General features: G+C 62.9%; 18 protein-coding genes. 10 read left to right on the top strand and 8 right to left on the bottom strand.

What is annotated here, in order from left to right; all coding sequences use genetic code 11:
• The first annotated feature begins 7 nt into the window (after positions 1 to 7).
• Positions 8 to 181, top strand: a complete 174-nt coding sequence (locus ACOQPH_RS03160; protein WP_420623293.1) for a hypothetical protein — start codon at positions 8 to 10, stop codon at positions 179 to 181.
• A 151-nt stretch (positions 182 to 332) separates the two neighbouring features.
• Here ACOQPH_RS03160 and ACOQPH_RS03155 read toward each other — a convergent pair whose 3' ends face one another.
• On the bottom strand, positions 333 to 866 hold the full coding sequence (locus ACOQPH_RS03155; protein WP_420623292.1) for a DNA sulfur modification protein DndB: 534 nt from the start codon (positions 864 to 866) through the stop codon (positions 333 to 335).
• Positions 867 to 878: 12 nt separating this feature from the next.
• Between ACOQPH_RS03155 and ACOQPH_RS03150 the strand changes: the two genes are divergently transcribed.
• The 3 genes from ACOQPH_RS03150 to ACOQPH_RS03140 all read left to right on the top strand — a co-directional run bounded on the left by ACOQPH_RS03150 (position 879) and on the right by ACOQPH_RS03140 (position 4,686).
• On the top strand, positions 879 to 1,346 hold the full coding sequence (locus tag ACOQPH_RS03150; protein WP_420623291.1) for an alkyl sulfatase dimerization domain-containing protein: 468 nt from the start codon (positions 879 to 881) through the stop codon (positions 1,344 to 1,346).
• 489 nt (positions 1,347 to 1,835) lie between these two features.
• The gene (locus tag ACOQPH_RS03145; protein WP_420623290.1) at positions 1,836 to 3,329 is read left to right on the top strand and encodes a hypothetical protein; all 1,494 of its coding nucleotides are present in this window, start codon (positions 1,836 to 1,838) and stop codon (positions 3,327 to 3,329) included.
• Between the two features lie 262 nt (positions 3,330 to 3,591).
• Positions 3,592 to 4,686 (top strand): hypothetical protein, encoded by a 1,095-nt coding sequence (locus ACOQPH_RS03140; RefSeq protein ID WP_420623289.1) that lies wholly within the window; start codon positions 3,592 to 3,594, stop codon positions 4,684 to 4,686.
• Between the two features lie 105 nt (positions 4,687 to 4,791).
• Here the strand turns inward: ACOQPH_RS03140 and ACOQPH_RS03135 are convergent, their stop codons facing one another.
• The 4 genes from ACOQPH_RS03135 to ACOQPH_RS03120 all read right to left on the bottom strand — a co-directional run bounded on the left by ACOQPH_RS03135 (position 4,792) and on the right by ACOQPH_RS03120 (position 7,630).
• Complete coding sequence (locus ACOQPH_RS03135; protein WP_420623288.1) at positions 4,792 to 5,034, bottom strand: hypothetical protein; 243 nt, start codon at positions 5,032 to 5,034, stop codon at positions 4,792 to 4,794.
• 409 nt (positions 5,035 to 5,443) lie between these two features.
• Positions 5,444 to 6,136, bottom strand: coding sequence for a topoisomerase DNA-binding C4 zinc finger domain-containing protein (locus ACOQPH_RS03130; RefSeq protein WP_420623287.1), 693 nt, complete (start codon positions 6,134 to 6,136; stop codon positions 5,444 to 5,446).
• Positions 6,137 to 6,357: 221 nt separating this feature from the next.
• Complete coding sequence (locus ACOQPH_RS03125) at positions 6,358 to 6,708, bottom strand: hypothetical protein (RefSeq protein ID WP_420623286.1); 351 nt, start codon at positions 6,706 to 6,708, stop codon at positions 6,358 to 6,360.
• A gap of 199 nt (positions 6,709 to 6,907) precedes the next feature.
• The gene (locus ACOQPH_RS03120) at positions 6,908 to 7,630 is read right to left on the bottom strand and encodes a hypothetical protein (RefSeq protein ID WP_420623285.1); all 723 of its coding nucleotides are present in this window, start codon (positions 7,628 to 7,630) and stop codon (positions 6,908 to 6,910) included.
• Positions 7,631 to 8,548: 918 nt separating this feature from the next.
• On the opposite strand from ACOQPH_RS03120, the gene ACOQPH_RS03115 reads away from it, so the two are divergent.
• The 4 genes from ACOQPH_RS03115 to ACOQPH_RS03100 all read left to right on the top strand — a co-directional run bounded on the left by ACOQPH_RS03115 (position 8,549) and on the right by ACOQPH_RS03100 (position 11,779).
• Positions 8,549 to 9,340, top strand: coding sequence for a hypothetical protein (locus tag ACOQPH_RS03115; RefSeq protein ID WP_420623284.1), 792 nt, complete (start codon positions 8,549 to 8,551; stop codon positions 9,338 to 9,340).
• Positions 9,337 to 10,263 carry a hypothetical protein gene (locus ACOQPH_RS03110; RefSeq protein WP_420623283.1) on the top strand — a complete coding sequence of 309 codons (927 nt, stop codon included), beginning with the start codon at positions 9,337 to 9,339 and terminating at the stop codon, positions 10,261 to 10,263. The genes ACOQPH_RS03115 and ACOQPH_RS03110 overlap by 4 nt, the downstream gene beginning before the upstream one ends.
• Positions 10,264 to 10,335: 72 nt before the next feature.
• The gene (locus ACOQPH_RS03105) at positions 10,336 to 11,070 is read left to right on the top strand and encodes a TIGR02391 family protein (protein ID WP_420623282.1); all 735 of its coding nucleotides are present in this window, start codon (positions 10,336 to 10,338) and stop codon (positions 11,068 to 11,070) included.
• A 334-nt stretch (positions 11,071 to 11,404) separates the two neighbouring features.
• Entirely contained in the window at positions 11,405 to 11,779 is a 375-nt protein-coding gene (locus tag ACOQPH_RS03100) for a hypothetical protein (protein ID WP_420623281.1), read from the top strand.
• A 92-nt stretch (positions 11,780 to 11,871) separates the two neighbouring features.
• On the opposite strand, the gene ACOQPH_RS03095 is transcribed toward ACOQPH_RS03100, so the two are convergent.
• Entirely contained in the window at positions 11,872 to 12,747 is an 876-nt protein-coding gene (locus ACOQPH_RS03095; RefSeq protein WP_420623280.1) for a hypothetical protein, read from the bottom strand.
• A 556-nt stretch (positions 12,748 to 13,303) separates the two neighbouring features.
• On the opposite strand from ACOQPH_RS03095, the gene ACOQPH_RS03090 reads away from it, so the two are divergent.
• Together ACOQPH_RS03090 and ACOQPH_RS03085 are read left to right on the top strand one after the other, a co-directional pair.
• Positions 13,304 to 15,271 carry a hypothetical protein gene (locus ACOQPH_RS03090; RefSeq protein WP_420623279.1) on the top strand — a complete coding sequence of 656 codons (1,968 nt, stop codon included), beginning with the start codon at positions 13,304 to 13,306 and terminating at the stop codon, positions 15,269 to 15,271.
• Positions 15,272 to 15,499: 228 nt separating this feature from the next.
• Positions 15,500 to 16,186: a hypothetical protein gene (locus tag ACOQPH_RS03085; RefSeq protein ID WP_420623278.1), complete on the top strand. Its 687-nt coding sequence runs from the start codon at positions 15,500 to 15,502 to the stop codon at positions 16,184 to 16,186.
• Positions 16,187 to 16,537: 351 nt separating this feature from the next.
• Here ACOQPH_RS03085 and ACOQPH_RS03080 read toward each other — a convergent pair whose 3' ends face one another.
• Both ACOQPH_RS03080 and ACOQPH_RS03075 read right to left on the bottom strand, forming a co-directional pair.
• A complete protein-coding gene (locus ACOQPH_RS03080; RefSeq protein ID WP_420623277.1) occupies positions 16,538 to 17,362 on the bottom strand; it encodes a hypothetical protein in 825 nt (274 codons plus the stop codon).
• A 90-nt stretch (positions 17,363 to 17,452) separates the two neighbouring features.
• Positions 17,453 to 19,027: an AAA family ATPase gene (locus tag ACOQPH_RS03075; RefSeq protein ID WP_420623276.1), complete on the bottom strand. Its 1,575-nt coding sequence runs from the start codon at positions 19,025 to 19,027 to the stop codon at positions 17,453 to 17,455.
• Positions 19,028 to 19,038: the final 11 nt, after the last annotated feature.

Raw genomic sequence — 19,038 nt, 5'->3', positions numbered from 1 at the left:
TCTCGGCGTGGCGACCTACGAGGCTTACCGAGAGCTGACGCTGCCGGAAGCCTTGCTGGAGCTTGTCGAGCGTCACGGCAACGAGCGGACGCGACATCTGAGCCAGTACGAGTGCAAGCTGTTGGAGATCGCAGCCGACTGGCTTGACCGCAACGGTTGCCGTATTCACGTTCCGCAGTAGCGACACTCCTACGGAGCGAGTGCGCCGGTTCGTGGACCGTGCGGAGGGTTCCTCCTTGTCGCGGCACCCACACAGAATCCCCATTTCCTGTCCGTCCGCGTTACCAGCCGGGACTGGTGTCTCGTAACGCGGACGACAAGGGCAGGACGGCTCAGAGCTTCTCAAGCACTGCATCTGGAGCGTCAGGTCGAAGCCCGAGCTTGTGCTTGAGAAGCTCGCCGGTGGCGTCACGTGTTGACGTTCTGGTGATGATGCTGTTGCCGAGGATGCAGATGCCCTCCCATTCGGGATTGCGCTTACGCCAGTCCACGTCGGCGAGGGCGCTAAGGGCGTCGAGGCTCATGCCTTGTTCTCTCAGCACAGCGCCGACGCGTCCGAGCGCCCACAGCACCAGCGTGTATGAGGACAGGTATTCCTGGCGTGCTTCGATCGAGGTCATCGTTCCAGCCGCGATCTCCGACCATGGCTCCACGAACTGCGTCACTCGGTTCCAGAAGTCGATGGCGTAGTTGCGTGCTTCGGCGACGGTCGCTTCGTCAGCGTCGTCGGGTATGTTGCCCAGCAGTTGGGTGTTGGCGCGTTGCAGCCCTGAGAGCGTCGCGAAGTTCCGGTTCCTGACCGACAGCGATACGCGTTCCTTGTCGGTGCGCCCCCTGAACGACGCCACGGCATCCACGCAGTCCATCTGGAGACGCTGGTGAGCCAGACGATCGACCTCATGAACGAGGGCGCGTCGCTGGACGAGATCCTCCAGAGCGTTTCGCTGCCAGCGGAGTGGCTAGAGCGCCCCTGGATGAGGCCCGTCGACGACGAGCCCGAGTTCGTGATCCGCAACATCTGGCGCCAGTACGGGGGCTGGTGGGATCTCGACCCGGCGTATCTCAAGCCGTCGCCCAAGGCTGAGCTTGCCGGCGAGTTGGTGCGCCTCGGCGGTGGTGCTGAGGTGATCGCAGCACGGGCGCAGGAATTGGTCGACGAGGGCGATTTCAAGCTGGCGTGCCACCTGATCGAGCTGGCGGTGGCATCCGACCCGACCTCCGTCAGCCTGCACGGCACTCGAGCTGAGATCTACGATGCTCGACGGATGGCCGAGCGCTCGCTCATGTCGATCGGCATCTTCAGCGCCGCCGCCGCCGAGTCCCGAGAGATTGCCGACGGCAGCTAGGTGCCGCGAATCCCGAATGCGTTTCGGTTTGACTTATGAGGGGTCGGATCGGCTGCTTGGCCGGTCGGGATGGCTGCCGAAACGCTGTCGGGGACAAGGCGAACCCGGGATTTCGTAGCCCCTGTTCGTTGTTCGGTTCCTACGCTCCGAGTGGTCTTGCTGCTGGGGATGCATCGAGCCGATTCGCCGCCGAAGACGGATTCATCGCCCACGCCGCCAGCTACGGGCAGCGCAAGCGCACCCACTACGCGACCTGGCGGGAAGCATGCGTGCCGACAGGCCTTCTCGCCGAAGCTGGGATCGCACGGGGCAGTAGCTGAGGCGGGAATCTGCCGGCCAGATTGGGGGAATGCGCCTCGCCGGGAGGGTGCCGGGTCTCACCGCGGCTTGCTTCGACGTTGCCGTAGGCAGCTCTCGTCGCGCGGGTAGCGTCGCTGTCGCCCTGACGGCTTGTCGGGCTGAGTCCTGCGGACGGAACTGACAGCACCGATGAGCACGAGCGACGAGACTCCAACTCGTGAAGGACGACTCAAGAGGCTCGTCATTCGCAAGGAGCCACTGACCGCGCCTCACCTAAGTGAGGACGAAGCCGAAGTGGAGCGTTGGCGCGCCATCGACCCGAAGTGGAACGAATCATCTTCAGTACCCGAAGGCGAGCGTGTCGACCTCCATTGCGTTTGGGGCGTCGAGTTCTACACGCCGTCGCATTTCGACGGCCTCGTATCTTCATTCGAGCGGCTTGCTCGTGACATGCCGTGGCAAGGCGTGTCGCGCCACGATCCCGCTGACTGGCTGCGCAGTCTGCGCCCTTCGCGTTTCAGCGGCGGATGGCTCAACTTGGACCCCTTCGCTCCGACCGAGGAGATGATCTATGCCATCGGCGCTCAGTACAGAGTGCCGATGCCAGAGCAGTTTCGGTACGCCAAAGCCATGATGCACTCGGTAAGCGCTTCGTTGACAGCGCTGGTAGTGGGATTCGTGCTCACCGACGAGCACTCGAAGTCCATTCACGAAGTACTGCAACAGGATCGTGAATCAAGCCTGATTCCGAAGGGTCTGGGCTACACCGTCTATGACCCGGCGAATCAGAAAAAGGATGATCTGAAGCGGCTGAGAGATGAACACGCAGCGGCCATAACCGACTGGTTCGGGGACCAGTTTCCGGGAGTCTTCTCGTCGGGAACGCAGAACGGCAGAGTGCCGACCTGTGAACTCATCACGACACGTCAGGCTGTGCCGTTCCCGACCCAAGTTGAGCGTGAAGGTTCGATGGGCCACTTCATGGGACTGCTCGGAATCGACATCGGTTGGTATGCGTGGAAGAGCGCTGACACCGCTGGACTGCGGTTTGGGACCATTTTCGGGTCTCAGCATCACGCTGCCATGGCGGTCCGAGAAGACGAACTGACAGCCGCGATGGGCGAGGATTCAGAATCGAGCAGGTCCGCTCGCGTCCAAGACGTCGAGTTGGAGGCAGGAGAGGTCGTCTTGGCTTGGGCCATCACTGTGCTGATTGACGAATGCACGACCCAAATAGTCAAAGCACGCAACACTCAATTGCAGAAAATCAAGTCACGGGACCGAGCCGCGGCAGTGCTGGAGGACATCGAGAACGAGATGCTCGCTGCGGCCGATGTGACTGCTGTCGCAGTTGAACTCGCCGAGCATGCCGGTGCCCGGCGGCTGTTCCGTGACAGCGTGCCCACATTCATCCCCGTCGAGCCAAGGAAAGGCGAAGAGTCCGTCTCAATGGCCGACCGACGGCATGAGGACATCCACGACAAGGCTTCTTGGCTACAGCAATTCGAACTAGCCACCCGAGAACGCGCCACGCAAATCGGCACCCTGATCGGCGCAAGCGAGAACGTAAGACTGCAGAAATCAATCAAGAAATTCACGATCGCAGTAGCAGCGATGACCGTTGTAGGCGTAGCCATCGTGCTGATTCCCGCGGTGCGCTGGATTCTCGAAATGTGGGCATGAGAACGGGCATGGAGTAGCCGTAGGTGCAAGACGTCCCGCCTGCACACGCGATTTCGACGGTGCCGCGCGCTCGTTGATCGGGGGTGTCCTCCCAGACGAGACCGAGGTCGTGCAGAACGACGCGCGGCCTCCACTCTCCGTTCTCCCTGCGCCGCGTTGGAACGCAGCGCCACCGGGCGTTCGGCGGCTCATCGGACGCGGACGAAGGAGCATGCATCTCGTGACAGCGAAGATTTCGGCATGGCACGGCTAGCTTCACGCGGTGCCCAGACCACGGCGTCAGCACTACATCAGCAAGTTCCTGATCAAGCGATGGGCCGACGAGAACGGCGATGTCGGGGTGGTTTGCACGTACCACCGTGACAGCGCAATCGTGCCCGCCGACAAACTTCACCTGCTGCGCTCCCTGTCGTCACCAGAACAGGAAGACACATGGGGCAACGACATCGAGAACCCGGCAAAACTCGCCCTCGATGGGCTGATGGACTCGCTCGGCCCCCAAATGACGGACTACGAGGCAGCACGAGACTTCCTGTCCGAACCAGAGAATCTCACGCCGCTCATAGACCTAGCCCGACTCCACCACGCACGCTCGTTGGCCGTGCTCGCACAACAATTCGCCGACTCGCGCAAGACGCCCAACAGCGCCGAAGCCGAAGCCATGATCCAAGAACGCTGGGACAGCACACGCGACTACCACGACTGCGGTGCCGTGCTCACGGTGCTGCCATCCGACTTGCCCATCACCTTGGGCGCTGTGCCTGTATTCGACACCAAGATTTGGGGTCCACGCGAATCAGTCGCCGCACGGTTCATGATGCCTCTGGCACCGCGTGTGGTGATCAACGGCGCCATGTGGCTGCCCCCAACACAGGTAGAGATTGAGCCTGAGCGCATCGAACACGACGTCCTACAGACGTTGCCGATGGCGGGGATATTCGGCCTGTTCGCCAGCCAGTGGATGATCTGCGAACCCCCAGCGCTAGAACCCACCACACGAGCCGTGCTGGAACTCTGCGAGGGCCGCGGCACGCACTGGCGCGCGCTACAAGACCGCATCGCAACGTTCGACAACGCCACCCACGAGCAGCAGGCCAATTGGCATCAACGCCTCGACGCCTACGCCGACAACCAACTGGCGCTCAAGACTCGGGCGCTGCGTGAATCCGTACAGAACAGAGTCCACGACACGATGATCAAGGACGCCTGCAAGATTCAGGCCGATCTCGATGCGCTCGACGCATCGGTCTGTGCATGCCACCTCCACCGCCACGGTGAAAGCAGTGCCCTGTGGAGACGCTTCATGCCGCAGATCATCTGCGACGCTATACGCGACAAGCACCGCGACGAGGCCTGATATACCGGAAGGCGGAACCTCGCCAAGCCGACCAGAGCACCGACTGCTGACGCTGGCCCGCCAGCCGCGTCAACAACCTGTGGGGGCATTACAGCTAGCCGCGGCTTAGCTGCCCTCGCGTGCCTGAAAATCTGCTTCCTGCCACTCACGCCACTGCTCCACCGCCGCTTTCGCACGACTCGCTCGTGTCGTGGAGTTCGTAGCAGGATCGTCGCTGTACGCCGCGGCCCACACGATTGCTTCGGGGATCACGTTTTGTGCTCCGAGTTCGACGCCGACCAGTTCGTCTGCGATGGATCGCAGGTGTGAAGCGATGTGCGCTAGTGCGTCGTCGGTGGCTTCGTCCATGCCGTGACGCTAGCCGCGTGACTCTTCCTGTAGAGGGACGAGCGCGGAATGATTCTGACAGCCGTTCATGCAGGTCAGAGCGCCGAACAGAAACAATAGCTCGGTCCTCGAATTCGCGGTTTCTCCCAAACCGCACCGCGATCGGACTGGTTCCGGAACGCGAACCGAAGGATTCGCGAACGCGAACAAGCAGATTCTGGACCGCGCCGCACAGCCCGATGAGAGCGCGCCGGTCCGTCACCGGTGATGCGGTCACGCCTGCTTCGCCTCCCCCATCAGCCGCCGCAGTTCCTCCGCGCTGCACGGCTTGTCGGGATGGCGGTGCAGCGTGGCGTGACAGTTCGGGCAGACCGGTACGAGGTCGGTGATGAGATCGACAGTGCACTTGGCGCACCTGGCGACTCGCCGCTTACACGCTTTCTTGCGGCGGCAGCATCAGCACCCGGTCGTCTTGGGCTTTGGCGACTACGAGTCGGGGCATGCTCGGGTGCCGCCATTCGCGGATGTCAGGCTTGTTGCCCTTGAACTTGTTGCATCGCTGGTGTGCGACTTGGAGGTTCTCCATGCCGTGCAGCACGCTCGTGTAGTACGTGCCCTGCCGGGCTTCGCCTTCGGCGGTGAGTTCGAACACCGCGAACCGTTTCGGCACGACGTGCTCGACTTGTGCGCCTTTCAGCTTCATCTTGCCGCCACACAGACCGCAGCGCTCGCCGTCGCGGATGTGCAGGTAGTTGAGCACCTTGCGGCGGTGCTCACGGTCCCAGCGGTCGTTCGCGTCCGGCTCGTCAAGTTCGAGGTTGAAACGCCAGATGCCGTCCATCGCGGAGACGGCCCGCTTCAGCAGTCCCTTGGGCGGATCGGGCGGCGGGCTGCTGAACGGGCACACCGGATCGGTTCCATCCGCGTCCGGCGAAGCCTCTGGTTCGGGTTCTGCGATCTGCACGATTGAGCGGCACTTCGGAAACGTCGAGCAGCCCCAGAACTCGTTCCCCGCGTTGTCGCCTCGCTTCGCGACCCGGCGCACCATCACCGATCCGCACTTCGGGCACGGAGATTCCGTAGCGGCTTCGTTGTCCGAGGGATCGATGCGTTTCGACGTCATGCCTAGCGTCCTAGTAGTCGCGATCATCGCGGACTGTAGTGCTGAGCGGCGGGACGCAGCCGATGGAGGGTTCGCTGCGGTCCCTCGTGGCGCAACAGGCACTCAGGCTGACCTGCGGGTTCACGGTGCCACTCGCTACTGGCTGCATGTCCTTGGGGGCTTCGAGGGCTAGCGAAGTGCGTTTGCGCGCCAGTTGCTGCAAGCCGAGGACGACCGCCCGCCTAGGACCACATCCGCTCGATCCACCACGCCAACGCCATCGTCGCAGCCAAGTACGGCGCTTGCGCTCGCATGTTGTTCAGAGCACGCACTGCGGGTCGCAGCCAGTCGGGGTGGTGGACTGTCAGTTTGCCGCTGGTCTTGGTGTCTCGGACGCCCCGGAGACGACTTGTGCGTTGGTCCGACGGCGTGGGGACATCGCCTGACTGCTCAATCCGAACGAACCTGCCGATCCGTTCATCGCTTCGGTTGACGAGCGTGCCGATCAGATTCAGCACGAACCATCCCCCGACCACCACCGCCGTCCAGGCAATCGAACTCACACGCCGCTCCAATCGCCCCGAGAGCGACATCGATGCCGCTCCTTGCGACTCACGCCGGTCACGACCGCGAGGGCGCTGGTTCGAAACCCGTTTCCGCTGGTCAGAGCAGTATCTTGAGAATGCGTGTCTGGGTCAATCGGCTCCGCTGCGCTCATCGAGAGTGTCGGCTCCAATTGCGACATCGCGGCCGGTCGAGACGGTCGATGTTGTCGGGTTGCGTGTGTCGCACCTAGGCGGCGAGCGATGGCAAGACGAACATGCCAATCGGTGATTCACCGCACGGCCAGCAGTGGTGCTCTTCGCAATCGGCGCACCAGGCCCATGCCTCGTGTGCCTCTGGAGCGATCTCAGTCAGGCGAGAGTAGAGACCGCTCACGTCGTCCTCGATTGCCCTGTACGGATCGGCTTCGTGCTCGGCCTTGAGGTCCCGTTGCACCCGTGGCGACAACTCATCCCAATAGAACCCGGCTCGCCCGACCAACTCTCGAAGAGTCGGGTGCCGGTACGCCCGAATCGATGCGACGCGATTGTGCAGCAAGCACGCCCCTTCGCAATCCGCCGCTTGGCATGCCATGAGATGGTCTCTGGCAGGTGTCAGCACCGGGGACTTCAACCCGATGTCCGCATTCAGCGATCCTGCGATCGGCACGACCAGAAGTTCGCACATCAACGCTGCACATATCAGCGAGCCGTTGGCAACGTAAGCACCGGTCGCGTCCTCTGCACGATGCTTGTAGGAGTAGCTGTGACGACCGATTTCCGTATGCGGATGAGGTTCACAAGCGGCTATCCACAACAACGTCCGCCGCAGCTCTTCTTGGTCCCAGTCGACCATGCCGACATCGGATTCTTCAAGCCCCTTGCGACTCAGATTCGGGTGTCGCTCAACCACCTCGCTCAACTTGGCCGTTCGAGCTTGGCGGTCATGAACGAGGCTGAGAGCAGTCTTCATGTGGTCATCGGACATAGCGCGGGTTCCTTCGGGTCGGGCCGCTGAACCTACTTGGCGCGCACCTTGTGGCTGAGTCAATATCGCCCGCGGTGGAAGTCTGCGGATGGCTCGCAAGCAGGCGGACTCGCAGGTCACGGCTGTTTCACGAGTGCCGCACTTGAGGCTCCACATCGGGACGAGCGGGTGGTCCACATTTGCGTTCTGCCCCGGACACGACGCGGTTCGTTCGGGGCCGGCACTTGTGCAGGTCAGGCCGACTTCGGGGCCGGCAGGGCGCCGTGAGTCCCAAATGCGTTGCGGTTTGACTCGTCTGCGAGCATGGAGGGGCCACATCGACTGCTTGGCCGGTCGGGATCGCTGCCGAAACGCTGTCGGGGAAAAGGCGATCCGGCGATTGCGTTGACCTTGCGGCGCAACAGGTATTTCGCCTGATCCGCGGGTTCAGGGTGCCATTCGGGGATTCCCTACACTTGCTCCCGAAGAGTCGCGCATTATCGATGGTCTGCGAGAATGTGGCCAGAATACGATGCGGTGGCGCGATCACTGATCGTGCTGGTTCTGGAGCAGCAGCAGCGCCTGCGGGCCTTGTGCGCCGCGGAAGCAACGATCTCGAAATGACAGATGTGTCGTTCCGGGTTGGCGCATTGGTGGGGTCGGGACATACTCGACCGCATGGCTGATAGCTGGTCCAGTCGTGACGGCCACCGCGGGATGGCTGAGGCGCTATCGCTTCGCGCTGTCCTCGGATTGGATCACACGGCGCGGGCAGTGACGGCGTTCGCTCGTGAAACTCCTCGTGTCGCAGCGTTCAGTTCCGGACTCGCCGAGAGCGGACAACTCGGAGCCTCATGGTCGAGGTCGATCAGCGCAGCGGGGCGCCTCGACGCGGGGATTGCTGCGAGTCGGGGGTTGACCCGAATGGCCGCAACGTCCAAGGGGTTCGTGGACGACATCGCTGCAGCGGCAGATTCGTGCGTGTACAGGCTCCAGTCGGGCCTGCGACTCGACCTCTCGCCTGTCGCGAGGTTCGGCCGCTCAGTCGAAGAAGCCTCCATCGTTGCTTCGACGCGCTCGCCCAATGACTTGTGGAAGCGGCTGGAGGACTGCTACCCGCCGAATCTGCGCAGCCTGCCGTCTCTCGACGCGGTGGCGGAGATAGCGCGAGTCGAGGGCATCGCCGTGTGCGGGGTTCCGCGTGCGGAGATCGTCCAGAAGCTTCTGGCGGCACCCGATGCGTCTGCGCGTCGACAAGTACTCGTGGAACGCAGCGACGAGATCATGGACGACTGCCGCGTCGTGCTCGACGATCTCGGCGGCGAACTGGTCGGCTTGTGCAGCGAGGCAGTCGAAGCGTTCTCCGATGGGTACACGTCGGCTGCCCAGGCGCTCGCGGCGGGCGTCATCGAGAGCGTCGCGCTGAGGCTCCGAACACAGTCAGCCAAGGAGTTCACCGGCGCGTGCTTGGACCGTGTGCCGATTGGCAGGCTGCGCTGTTGGCTGGCCCTCCAGCCTGTCGCCCGAGCACTCGTGCGATGGTCGCCGGAGAGCGGGAGGCCGCCTCCTCGTGGCTTCTCCAGGCACGCAACTGTCCATGCTGCGGGCCAACCAGGCGTTTTCTCGACGTGCCGGTCGTTGACCGCGGTCATGCTGGCCACGTCGGTGGCTGAGCAGTTCCACGGGGTCGTGGCTGAAGCTGTTTGTCAGTCATGACCGATCCGGTCGAGCAGCCATGGGTGCCCTTTCCGAAACAGGAGCTTCGACGCGACATGGCCGAGCGAGAGGCTGCAGGCGTGAGCCTGTGGACCGAGGCGCTGGACGCGACGGCACGCAACAAACTCGCTGCATGCGTACGAGACCAACTCTGGGACGACAGGGACGGCCGCGACGCAGAAAGGTTGTTGAGTGCCATCACCCAGGAGGTCTCTGACGCCGCGGGGGTCGTGAGCCGGGTGGCCGAAGTGCCCGAGTTGTTCGGCCGCCAGAGTGTCGATGACTTCGTGGACAGCATCAGGGACCCGGACGTGTCGCCGGCGGTCATCTTGGGCTTGATCGAGGGTTTCTGGCGCTGGCAGGCGGTCAGGGATGAGGAGTTCATCAAGAGAGGTCCCCGTTCGCGCGAGTTGCTCCGGGACCGGATCACTGAAATCCTGGACGACCACCGGATCGGTTTCGTCTTCGTGGACGGGGACTTTCTGCCGCGCAGCGGCAGCATTGCGGACCAAGAAATTCTGGTCCCCACGGTGAAATTCCTCACCGGCGACCGAGCCTTCGCTGACGCCGACTCCACATACCGAGAGGCTCTCAGGGCGATCCAGCACGGCCAGCCCGACGAAGCCATCACCAAGGCGTGCACAGCGCTGCAATCGGTATTGGCTGCACTCGGCTGTGGCGAAGGCTCTGACAAGCTCTCAAAGCAAATTGCAGCCTCGATCGACAATGGACTCTTGGCGAAACACGACAAGCCGCTGGAGGGCTGGCTGACAGCGGATCGTGGCAACCTCGGTAGCGCCCATCCCGGGGAAGGGAACGCCGTTCGCGAGGACGCGTGGCTGACTGTGCACGTCGTCGGTGCCATCATCCTCAGGCTCGCCCGAGGCCGTGCACGCGGCACGCTGGACGAGCACGAGAACTGAGTGCATGCTTCGCGCGTTCTGTGGTTTCGACCTTACGATCGTCTTGTTCCGGCAGAAGGAGAGACTTGGGTGGTGACGCTCGACGACTATGAATTGGCGTTGGAGCGGGTCAAGCAATTTCGTGACTGGCTCCACGATGCCCGCGCCAACGAGGACAATTCCGAGCACGAGGTTGGCCGTTCAGCCGCTCTTCAGTTGCTGCCGCTTATTCGGCAGATCGCCGAACGGCTTGATCCTTCGTTGCTGCCCAGGCTTGAAGGCCTCAAGTCGTACTGGGACTTCGATGACATGAGCGACGGTCTCGAAGCCGCGGACCTGCTGATCGGCTACATCGACTACGCCGACGATGCTCGGCGAATCCTCGGTCCTTCGGGTCCCGTGCTCGCTGCGAGCGGTCTCCACGAGTGGGTGTGGGATGCCGCGAAGGGACGCTGGGACGACGGCTACTACGACGACGCCGTACATGCGGCTGCCGAAGTGCTGAACCAAAAGACCCAGGTGAAGATGGGACGGAAAGACCTCAGCGGCGTCAGTTTGTACCAGCAGGCTTTCTCAACGAGCGAACCGACCGCCGACACGCCACGACTGCGTTTGCCGGACATCGATCCTGAGGACACCGACACTTGGAAGTCCGCCCACATGGGAGCGATGAGGCTCGGCGAAGCATGCTTCCAAGGCTTCCGCAATCTCGTCGCCCACAAGAAGGCCGACCTCACCGAGCAACAGGCACTGGAGCAACTCGGCGCGCTGAGCACTTTGGCACGCTGGGTCGATGGCAGCGAGTTGACGAAGGCCGAACCGACATAGCGGCCTCAGCCCGACTCACCGGATGCCCGCGCTCCTGGGGGCACCGAGATACGGCCGTATTCCGCCGCTTCATCTCAGCGGCCGCGATTCACGCCATCCAAGGGCCAGCGCCCTGCTCCCCGCCATGGATGCGTGGCGGAGTCGAGCTTTCGTCTCGTCAAGCGGGCCAGCGCTGATCGTGAACTCGGAGAGGTTCGCTGCGACCTCGTTTGCGTGACGCTATACCGAGGTCAAGATCACAAGCTGGCTGAGCAGGCCTCCGCGCTCGGAGTGGTACTGCTGTGCTGGAGATGCCCCGAGCCGAGCCGCCTCCGCCCGCCAGCAAGCCCGTCTGATGGCACCCAAGCCCGGCAAGGCCCCGCGGCCTCGTCCGGTCCCGCCACCCCCGCTCCACGCCGAGCGGCCCGCTCAACGCTTCGGGGCTACAGCGGCCCTGTCCGCCTGGACGCTGGGTGCGCTGATCCTGATGTGGGTGCCCGGCGGATTTGTGTTCGCGAGCGCGTTCTGCGGTTCCGACTGGGACGCGATATGCGAGCAGCGGTACGCGGCGGGATGGGCAGTGATCGCAGTCACGATCGCCGCGACCCAGGGGCTGTCGTTGCTGTTTCGCCGGCGGTCCGTGATCGTGGTCGCCGTACTGTGCGTGCCGGCTCAGGTCTGGTTCTACGTCGCGTATGCGATCCCGACCGTCGAGACCCTCCCCAACTGAACTGGTGAGAATCGCGGCGATTCACGTCGCCGGTCGGTTGTGAGTGTCGGGCCGGTGCCCCGCGTCAGCGAGCGCTGCTTGAGCATCAACGATTAAGCTGCACGCAAACCCGTACCGGCTTCAGCGTCCTCTGTCATGTCGGACAGCACGAAGCTGCAGAACCTGATGAACGAGATTGCCTTGAGACTGTTCAATTCGGTTCCGTAGTCGGTGGTCTCGCCGTGCAGGACTTGGTGCCGGTTCAACTGGGAGAAGTCGGGAATGCGCTGGCGCTTGCCTTCGTTGAGCGTCAGCGGCCAGTCGTCGCCGCGGAGCGCTTGCGCCAGCGGTGCGGCGGTATGCGCTCTCGGCCTTATGAGCATCTCATCGACGGCGCTCTTGCGCTTATGGGTGAAGACCGACTTCTTGCACCGGTCGTGCCAGATGCCGTCGGCTTGCGCGATCAGGACCGGCACGGACAGGTTGAACTTTGCCTGCCGGTGCGCTTCGAAGGCCTCGCGCAGTATCGGGGACCTCGACGGGAATGCTTCGCAGAGGTCCGCTTCGATGCCGTCGAGCTTGTCCCCGGTCTTCTCGCTCATCAGATCGTCGGCGGATTGCCGCTCCTCGCTTGACTCAGAAGCCGTCCCGGTCGGCTCGTCGTTCCCGCAAGCGGCTTCCTCGTCGAAGACTTCCGCGAGCAAGTGGAGACCGCCCAGCGAATCGTCAGGGTCGGGATACCAGCCGTTCGCGACGATCGGCTCGATCGCATCGGGCACGACGAGGGCCGCATACCGCACCGGAAAATCGCGCAGGGGCGTGATGTAGTACGCGATGCCGATGTCGAGCTTCTTGACGGCGAGGGCAATTTGGTCCCGATTCTCATAGGCCCACTGCCGGTAGGCACGTCGGGCGTTGTCGATGCGGCGCGAGAACTCGCTGAAACCGGGAGAGGCGGCTATTCGCTGGAGCCACGCAGCAAGCGTCATCGGGGAAGTCCTTTGTCGGCGGACGAGGTGTGGGGTCCTTCGCCCGATCGTAGAACTAGGTCGGTTCGGCTATGCCGGGCATTTCTCGGTGGCGCGGAGCAGGGGCGCGAGGAATTCGCTGGCTTGTGGCTTCGAGCGCCGAGGACCGTCCCGACGGACGAGCGAACCCGCTTTGCCGCTCGCTCTTGGAGCCGCGTTGCGTCAATTGCGCCGCTCGGCCAAACCCAGCGAACGTCCTCTGGATGCAAGACGCACGGTGGCTGCGGCCCCGGCGGGGGAGGTCAGACCAGCGTGGCGGCGGGAGCCGGCGGCGTCTAGGTCTGCCCTGCTGAAGAGTTGATGAGTGTCGCTCTCGCGCAGTGCCTCGCACGGACTCGTCGCTGATTGGAAATAGACGCGGTTCCTCAGCTTGCGCGCGCGATGATCGCGAGGTCCGCTGGCGAATCGCTCACTCGTAGCGATCTGTCATCGCGGGCGCCTTGGCGGGTTTGAGGTCGATTGCGGGGAATCGTCCCATTCGATTCGACGACGTTGCCGACAGGTCGAGGTTGTGAGCATGCGAATTCGACAAGTCGGCGCAGATGCATTCGTGGTGAACGTGGAGTCTGAGGCTTCATGGGCATTGCACGTGAACAAGTACATGCCGCGCGAATTGACCCATATGACCACTCACTACGTGCTGCGTCTGCCCGAGGCAGGCAGGCCGGGCGCGCTCGCAGCCACTGCGGGGCTGTTGCCGCTGCACTACGTCGTCAAGCCGGTGACCTTCATGTCCGACCGGATTGGAAGCGGGATTCACCAGCCGTGGCGACAGGCACCCGGCAGCGCACTCCAGCTACCCGGAGATGTGGCAGACGACTACTGGTTTCAGCGCAGCCTTGCCGCGGAACTGCTGATCGAACCCTCAGCGCTGGAGATCTTCCCCGCGGGTCCCACCTTGCGCCGAGCCGCCGCAGTGGTGCTCGTACGCGCGAATCCCGGGACGCTGCTGCGGGTGGCTCTGCATTGGGCCTTCGCCGGCGAGATAGCGCTGCGCTCAAGCGCTCAAGCACGCAGCGCTCTCGAACGCCACCACCTGGCCGGGCCAGAACCCGACCGGCAGTGGCTGCACGGCGAGGCGAATCGTCTGGTCGTCCCACAGATCATGAGGGTGATTGCCGTGGACGCTGCGTGCCCTGCCAGCGATGCCGACAGCCCTCGCTCGTGGCGCGCCTCGCGGTGCAGTCCCCTAGTCCGCAACTACATCGCCGAGTACTTCCCGAGCATCATCAACGAGCAACCGCCCTCGCATCCCGAGATTCGCACTGCGATCTGGCTCCTGTCTGTCGACACGCCATTCGACATGGACGACGAAGACGAATTGGCCATGCTGATGGCGCAAACCTTCGGCCTACGCAGCACCGGGCAACCCCATGCATCGCCACGCGACTGGGCATTGCTGGTGGACCTGCCCGATGATCATCCACACGGCTCATGGCCTCCGGGCCAGACGCCTTCGGACCTGAGGGCAGACCTGCACACCGCATCGGGACTCGACCTACGCGTAGTTGCCATCACGGTGACCTTGATGCTGAAGATCATGATCGAGTCGCTGATCCGTGACAATCGACTGTGGACCCTGCCAGCGCTGGCGGCATACGCCCAGCACGCCTTCGGGCAGTCGCTGCAGATTCCCCTCACGTTCATCGCAGAACATCTCGTGACCTCCGTCGGCCAGATGCAGGACGCTCTTCGATCCGAGAGCGAAACAGCCGGTGCTGCGCCCGCGGCGATCGAGCGTCGCAAGCAAATCGAGCGTGTGTGCCACCAGCGTCCATTCGTCCAGTTCGACGACGGCACGATTCTCCCGGTCGGCGTGCCTGATGTGGCCCACAGAGCGATCGAACTGTGCCAAGAGGCACACAATGGACAGAACGAGACCCCACAGCAGCGCAGCAACAGGATCGGGAACACCCTGGGACACCTCTTCGAAGCGCACGTCAAAGCGCTGTGCCACAGCATCCGCCATGGGCACTTCGTGGCCGACAGCAATGTCGTCGAAGCGGTCATGAATCGAGAAGCCGGACCGCGGGCCAAGCGTGCCGATGTCGTCATCGGCAACATCGACGGCACCTACCTCGTCATCGAGGCGACCAAACAGAACCTCCTCGGCGGCATCCGGTACGCCGAACGCGACCAGCTAGAGCGGTGGGCCGCTGAGCACCGTTCCAAGCATGCACAAGCCGTCAGCACGGCACGGCACGTTCACGCCATAGCGGCCGAATGCAACTTCCCGCCTCCGAGAGCGGTCGCGACGCTCGTCGTCGCCGATCTTCCACTGCTGCAATCCGTCGGTCTGAGCGCCCTGCTCGACTCCGGGCAAGACAACCCGCCTCGCCCAGTCGTCTGCAGCATCCCCGAATTCACACACCTCATCGAATGGGGACAACAAGACTGGTCGATCCCCCAAATCATCCGCTCCTGGCAGCACACCGGAACCCATGAATCGCTCGGCCTCTTCCTTTCCAGGTACCCGCACCGCTGAAGCAGCAGCGACCGGATGATTCACGAGCGCCGCCCTCGATCGGGTCGGGGGAACCGGAAGGACGAATTCACGGATGCTAGGAACACTCATCTTTGGCGGCTGCTGGGCTGTTTGGCTCGTGCAGCCAAACCGTCCGCGCTCTTGCGCGCCGTCATTCGCTGACAGCCCGGCCTACCCTGCCGCCCATGACAGCCCAGCCCTAGTCGACGAACCACCCGAGGGTGCCCAGTGACCACCGACGACGAACTTGAAGCACGGCGGCAGCAATACCGTGACGTCCACGAAACGCTCCTCAGCGACGATCTGGTCACCGCGCTTCGACTGTGCATCCGCACTGGCAACACACCCTTGAGAGACCTAGCGCTCAAGGAACTCCGCGGGTACGAAACAGATGATGAACTGCCCCAATGGCGCACGTTCTCGATAGACGGTCGGCTGCACATCCGATGGACTGGTGTCGGTGGCGGTTACATGACCACGAAGACACAAGAATGGCCATGGTTGTTGCTGCCAGATGAGTGGAAAGAACTAATCCCTGAGCAGTTGCCTCTTCGCAAACCAGTCGAAGAGTTGATCGAATACGCGAAAGCGGATGACGCTCTTCAATTCTCAACCTCAGCGATGCAGGTCTATACGCAGGAGCAAAACAGCAAGACCTCTTGGGGCGACCCCGCGATAGAGAAAACATTTGCCATCCTTGGCGCCCATGAGATTCGAGGCCGACTAGGTGTCCTCGTCACCGACCTGCTGGAGATAACCGACTACTTGGACAACAGAATTTCCCAAGAACAAGGCGGCAAGACTGGCCCGGCAGTAGATGAGCCACGAACATCAAACCAAGTCTGGACGTGGATCAGACAAGGGGTGGCCGTCGCAGGAGACCTAGCGTCACTCATAGGGCTGGCGCTGCCTTAGCTCCGAGCGGCGATTCAAGAGCCGCCGGTTGCCGGGGTGGCGCGAAACACAAGCCCGCAGGCCACGGTGTCGCGAAGTCGCGGCTGGTGAGTTAATTCGGCGAAATCGGCAAGTGATGACCTGACCGTCAGATCACGAAACCACAGGTCACAGGCCTGTACCCGCCGAGCACCGCGGTCGGACGGCCTTGCTGCCTCCAGAACGGAGAATCCTCCCGCGATTCCCAAGTCTGCTGGTCACAGAGTCGCAGTGCTCAAGTGTCGAATGTGCAGAGACGAATGTGAGCGGGTCGCCGGATCGCAATTCGACCGCGGCTGCTCAAACCCCGCCGAGCCGCGAGCCACTGCCGTCTCAATGCTCGGGCGGTGTCGTCCGCTCTAGGAGTTCGGCTCTCAGTGTGGAAAGCGGCACCGATCCTGTTGGCGTCTGTCGCGCCCAGAAGTCCCAGCCGTTGGCCGGTCCGTTCTTCGCGGCGCTCGCCGCGCCCGACGGCGTGTCGTAGAACTCGTCGTCCATCTCTATCCGCGCATCGGGAGCGACCCGTGCACGGGCAGGCCAGGCACCGTTGGTCGACACCAGCACATCACCGGCCTCGACCAGTCCAGCCTCCAGTATCTGCACGAGCTTGACACCGAAGTGATCCCTTCGGACCGCGCCTGAAGCGTCGGTGTCGTCACTGGATGAGGGGTCATGGCCCATGAGTCTCATCAGCCGTTGTATGGACACCAGCACCATCTCAAGCGCTTGGCGGTCATACGGAGCGAGCGTCTCGTCGCCGGGCCTGACCTTGTTCGCCAGGCGGGCGCTCTCCGCGGCCTTGAGCAGGTCGTACACCTTTCCCTCAAGCCAGCCGATCTGAGCCGAATTGAATCCGTGGGTCGTGTCGCGCTGAACGAGCAACGCCCGATACCAGTCGTCCTTGTTGCGCTCATGGTTCTTGAGCCGGTCGCGGATTCCCGAAGGCGCCTTGCCGACATATGCGCCCCACTCGCCACTTGCGTCGCTGCGGTCGACGAGCAAGTACAGCCCTGCGGCATCCCAATCCTCGGTGAGGTGCCGGGCTGTGCCGCGTTCCACAATTGCCGCTTTCAGAGCGGCATTGTCATCGAACACGACGATTGGTGACGTGACGTTCTCGGGCACCAGTGCGGTGATGGTCAGCGAGTCTCGATCCATTGCGCCCCAGCCGTTCTCTTAGTGCCTGTGGGAGTGCGACTCCCGGCAATATCTAACTGCCCACCGTGAGCCGACCGCAGCGCCGCCGCGTCATGCGGCGTCCGGTTGCGGCTCCTGATCAGCTTGTCGGAGGGCGTCGCCCAACTCAGCGCACATAGCCGCCACATGCGTTCTGAGCGCCTCATCGCCGCGCAGCGCAATTCGGACCGCTTGCTCGTACGCCTTCCTGGTGGGGAATCCGAGGCTCGTCGCGATTCGTTTCGGGATGTCGCTCTTGCTGATGGGGTAGTTCGCGATGATCGCATCGGCATCTTCGGACTCGATGTGGCGGCGCAGGCGCTCGCGGTCCACGTATCCGATCGATTCGAGTGTGGGCGCTTCCGCTAGGACCGCTTCTCGGGCCGCAGCGAGCCGGTCCTCGATCCTTGCGCCCGCATCCTTTGCGGGAGCAACGCCGACGCTGCGCTGCGCTTCGGCGCAGTAGTAGATCGACTCGATCGCGTAGCACCCGAGTTGGCACACCAGTTGACGCGCTCCTTCATCGAGCGTGTCGTCTTCGTGGCGGTCTCGGTCGATCAACGCGTGCACTTGCAGCCAGTGCAGGTCGCGTGACTCGTGTGCCGCCCTGACGGCTGCGACGACCTGTTGCCAGCCTTCGCGTGCTACGAAGGTCGCCTGGGGGAATACCGCCTCGTAGATGCGCTTGTCCAAGCTGTGCCGTTTGCCTTCGACGTACACGAGATGTCGGCGGGCGCCCCAGATGTCGAGCTTGATGTCGTCGTCGATGTCAGCATCGGGTGCCATGAGGTCGGCATCCCAGGTTTGAGGGCCGTTCTTTTGAGGCTCCCAACCACGCAGCAGCAGGACATGAGCGTCCTGGCAGTCTTGTGGTAGCGAGATTTTGTGGGTTGCCACGACGAATTCGCAGTCTCGCTTCGCAGCGAATATGCCTGACAGGAGCGGGCCTGCAATCGAACGGTGCAGGTGACGCTCCGGCTCATCGATCAAGAACAAGGTGCCAGCGGGTGCGCTCAGAATCTGTGCAGCCAGCAGAAGAGCGCTGCGCTCCCCGTCTGAGAGTTGCTCAATTCCGTACGGAGTGTCCGACTTGCGGTGACGCGCCAAGAGCGAGTCTGGATCACTCTCAGGAATCTCTATTCGGACTTCCAGACCCGCTGATTGGAACAGACCATTGATGATCTCGATCGGACTGATGCTCTCGTCAACGGTCTTCTCGACCGCCGCAAAGCCTGTCCTGCCCGCATGAGCACTCCGGGCCTGTCGTCCGATGCGGGCCAATAGCCCGATTTCGGCTCGCTGCAGCTCGTAGACGATGCTCTGTGCGCGATTCGGGGCGCTCTGGTCAACATAGCGGCCGTATTCGGAGAGATCGTCCTGATCGGCTCGCTCCAACTGGGTCGCATATGAACTCGCGCTGATGTCCACTCGGTTGGTCGTCAGGCTCGTCATGCGGTGCGCCTTGATGCGTCGCAACGCATACGTGCCGTCAGATCGTCGACGCTGATGCCGCTGATAGAGCCAATGCAGCAATGCTGACTTGCCTGACCCATTGGCGCCCAGGACGAACAGGGCGTTGTTCTCCGAGTCCAGGTTGATTTCAACGGCCTGACCTCGGACGGTGGGAATCGAGAGCGATCTCGTCATGGCTGCCCCCG

Origin of the sequence: Candidatus Poriferisodalis sp. (assembly GCF_965221945.1) — a bacterium.
GTDB lineage: Bacteria > Actinomycetota > Acidimicrobiia > Acidimicrobiales > Poriferisodalaceae > Poriferisodalis.
Note: the sequence above shows the minus strand (reverse complement) of the source record. Positions and strands in the feature narration are given on the sequence as shown.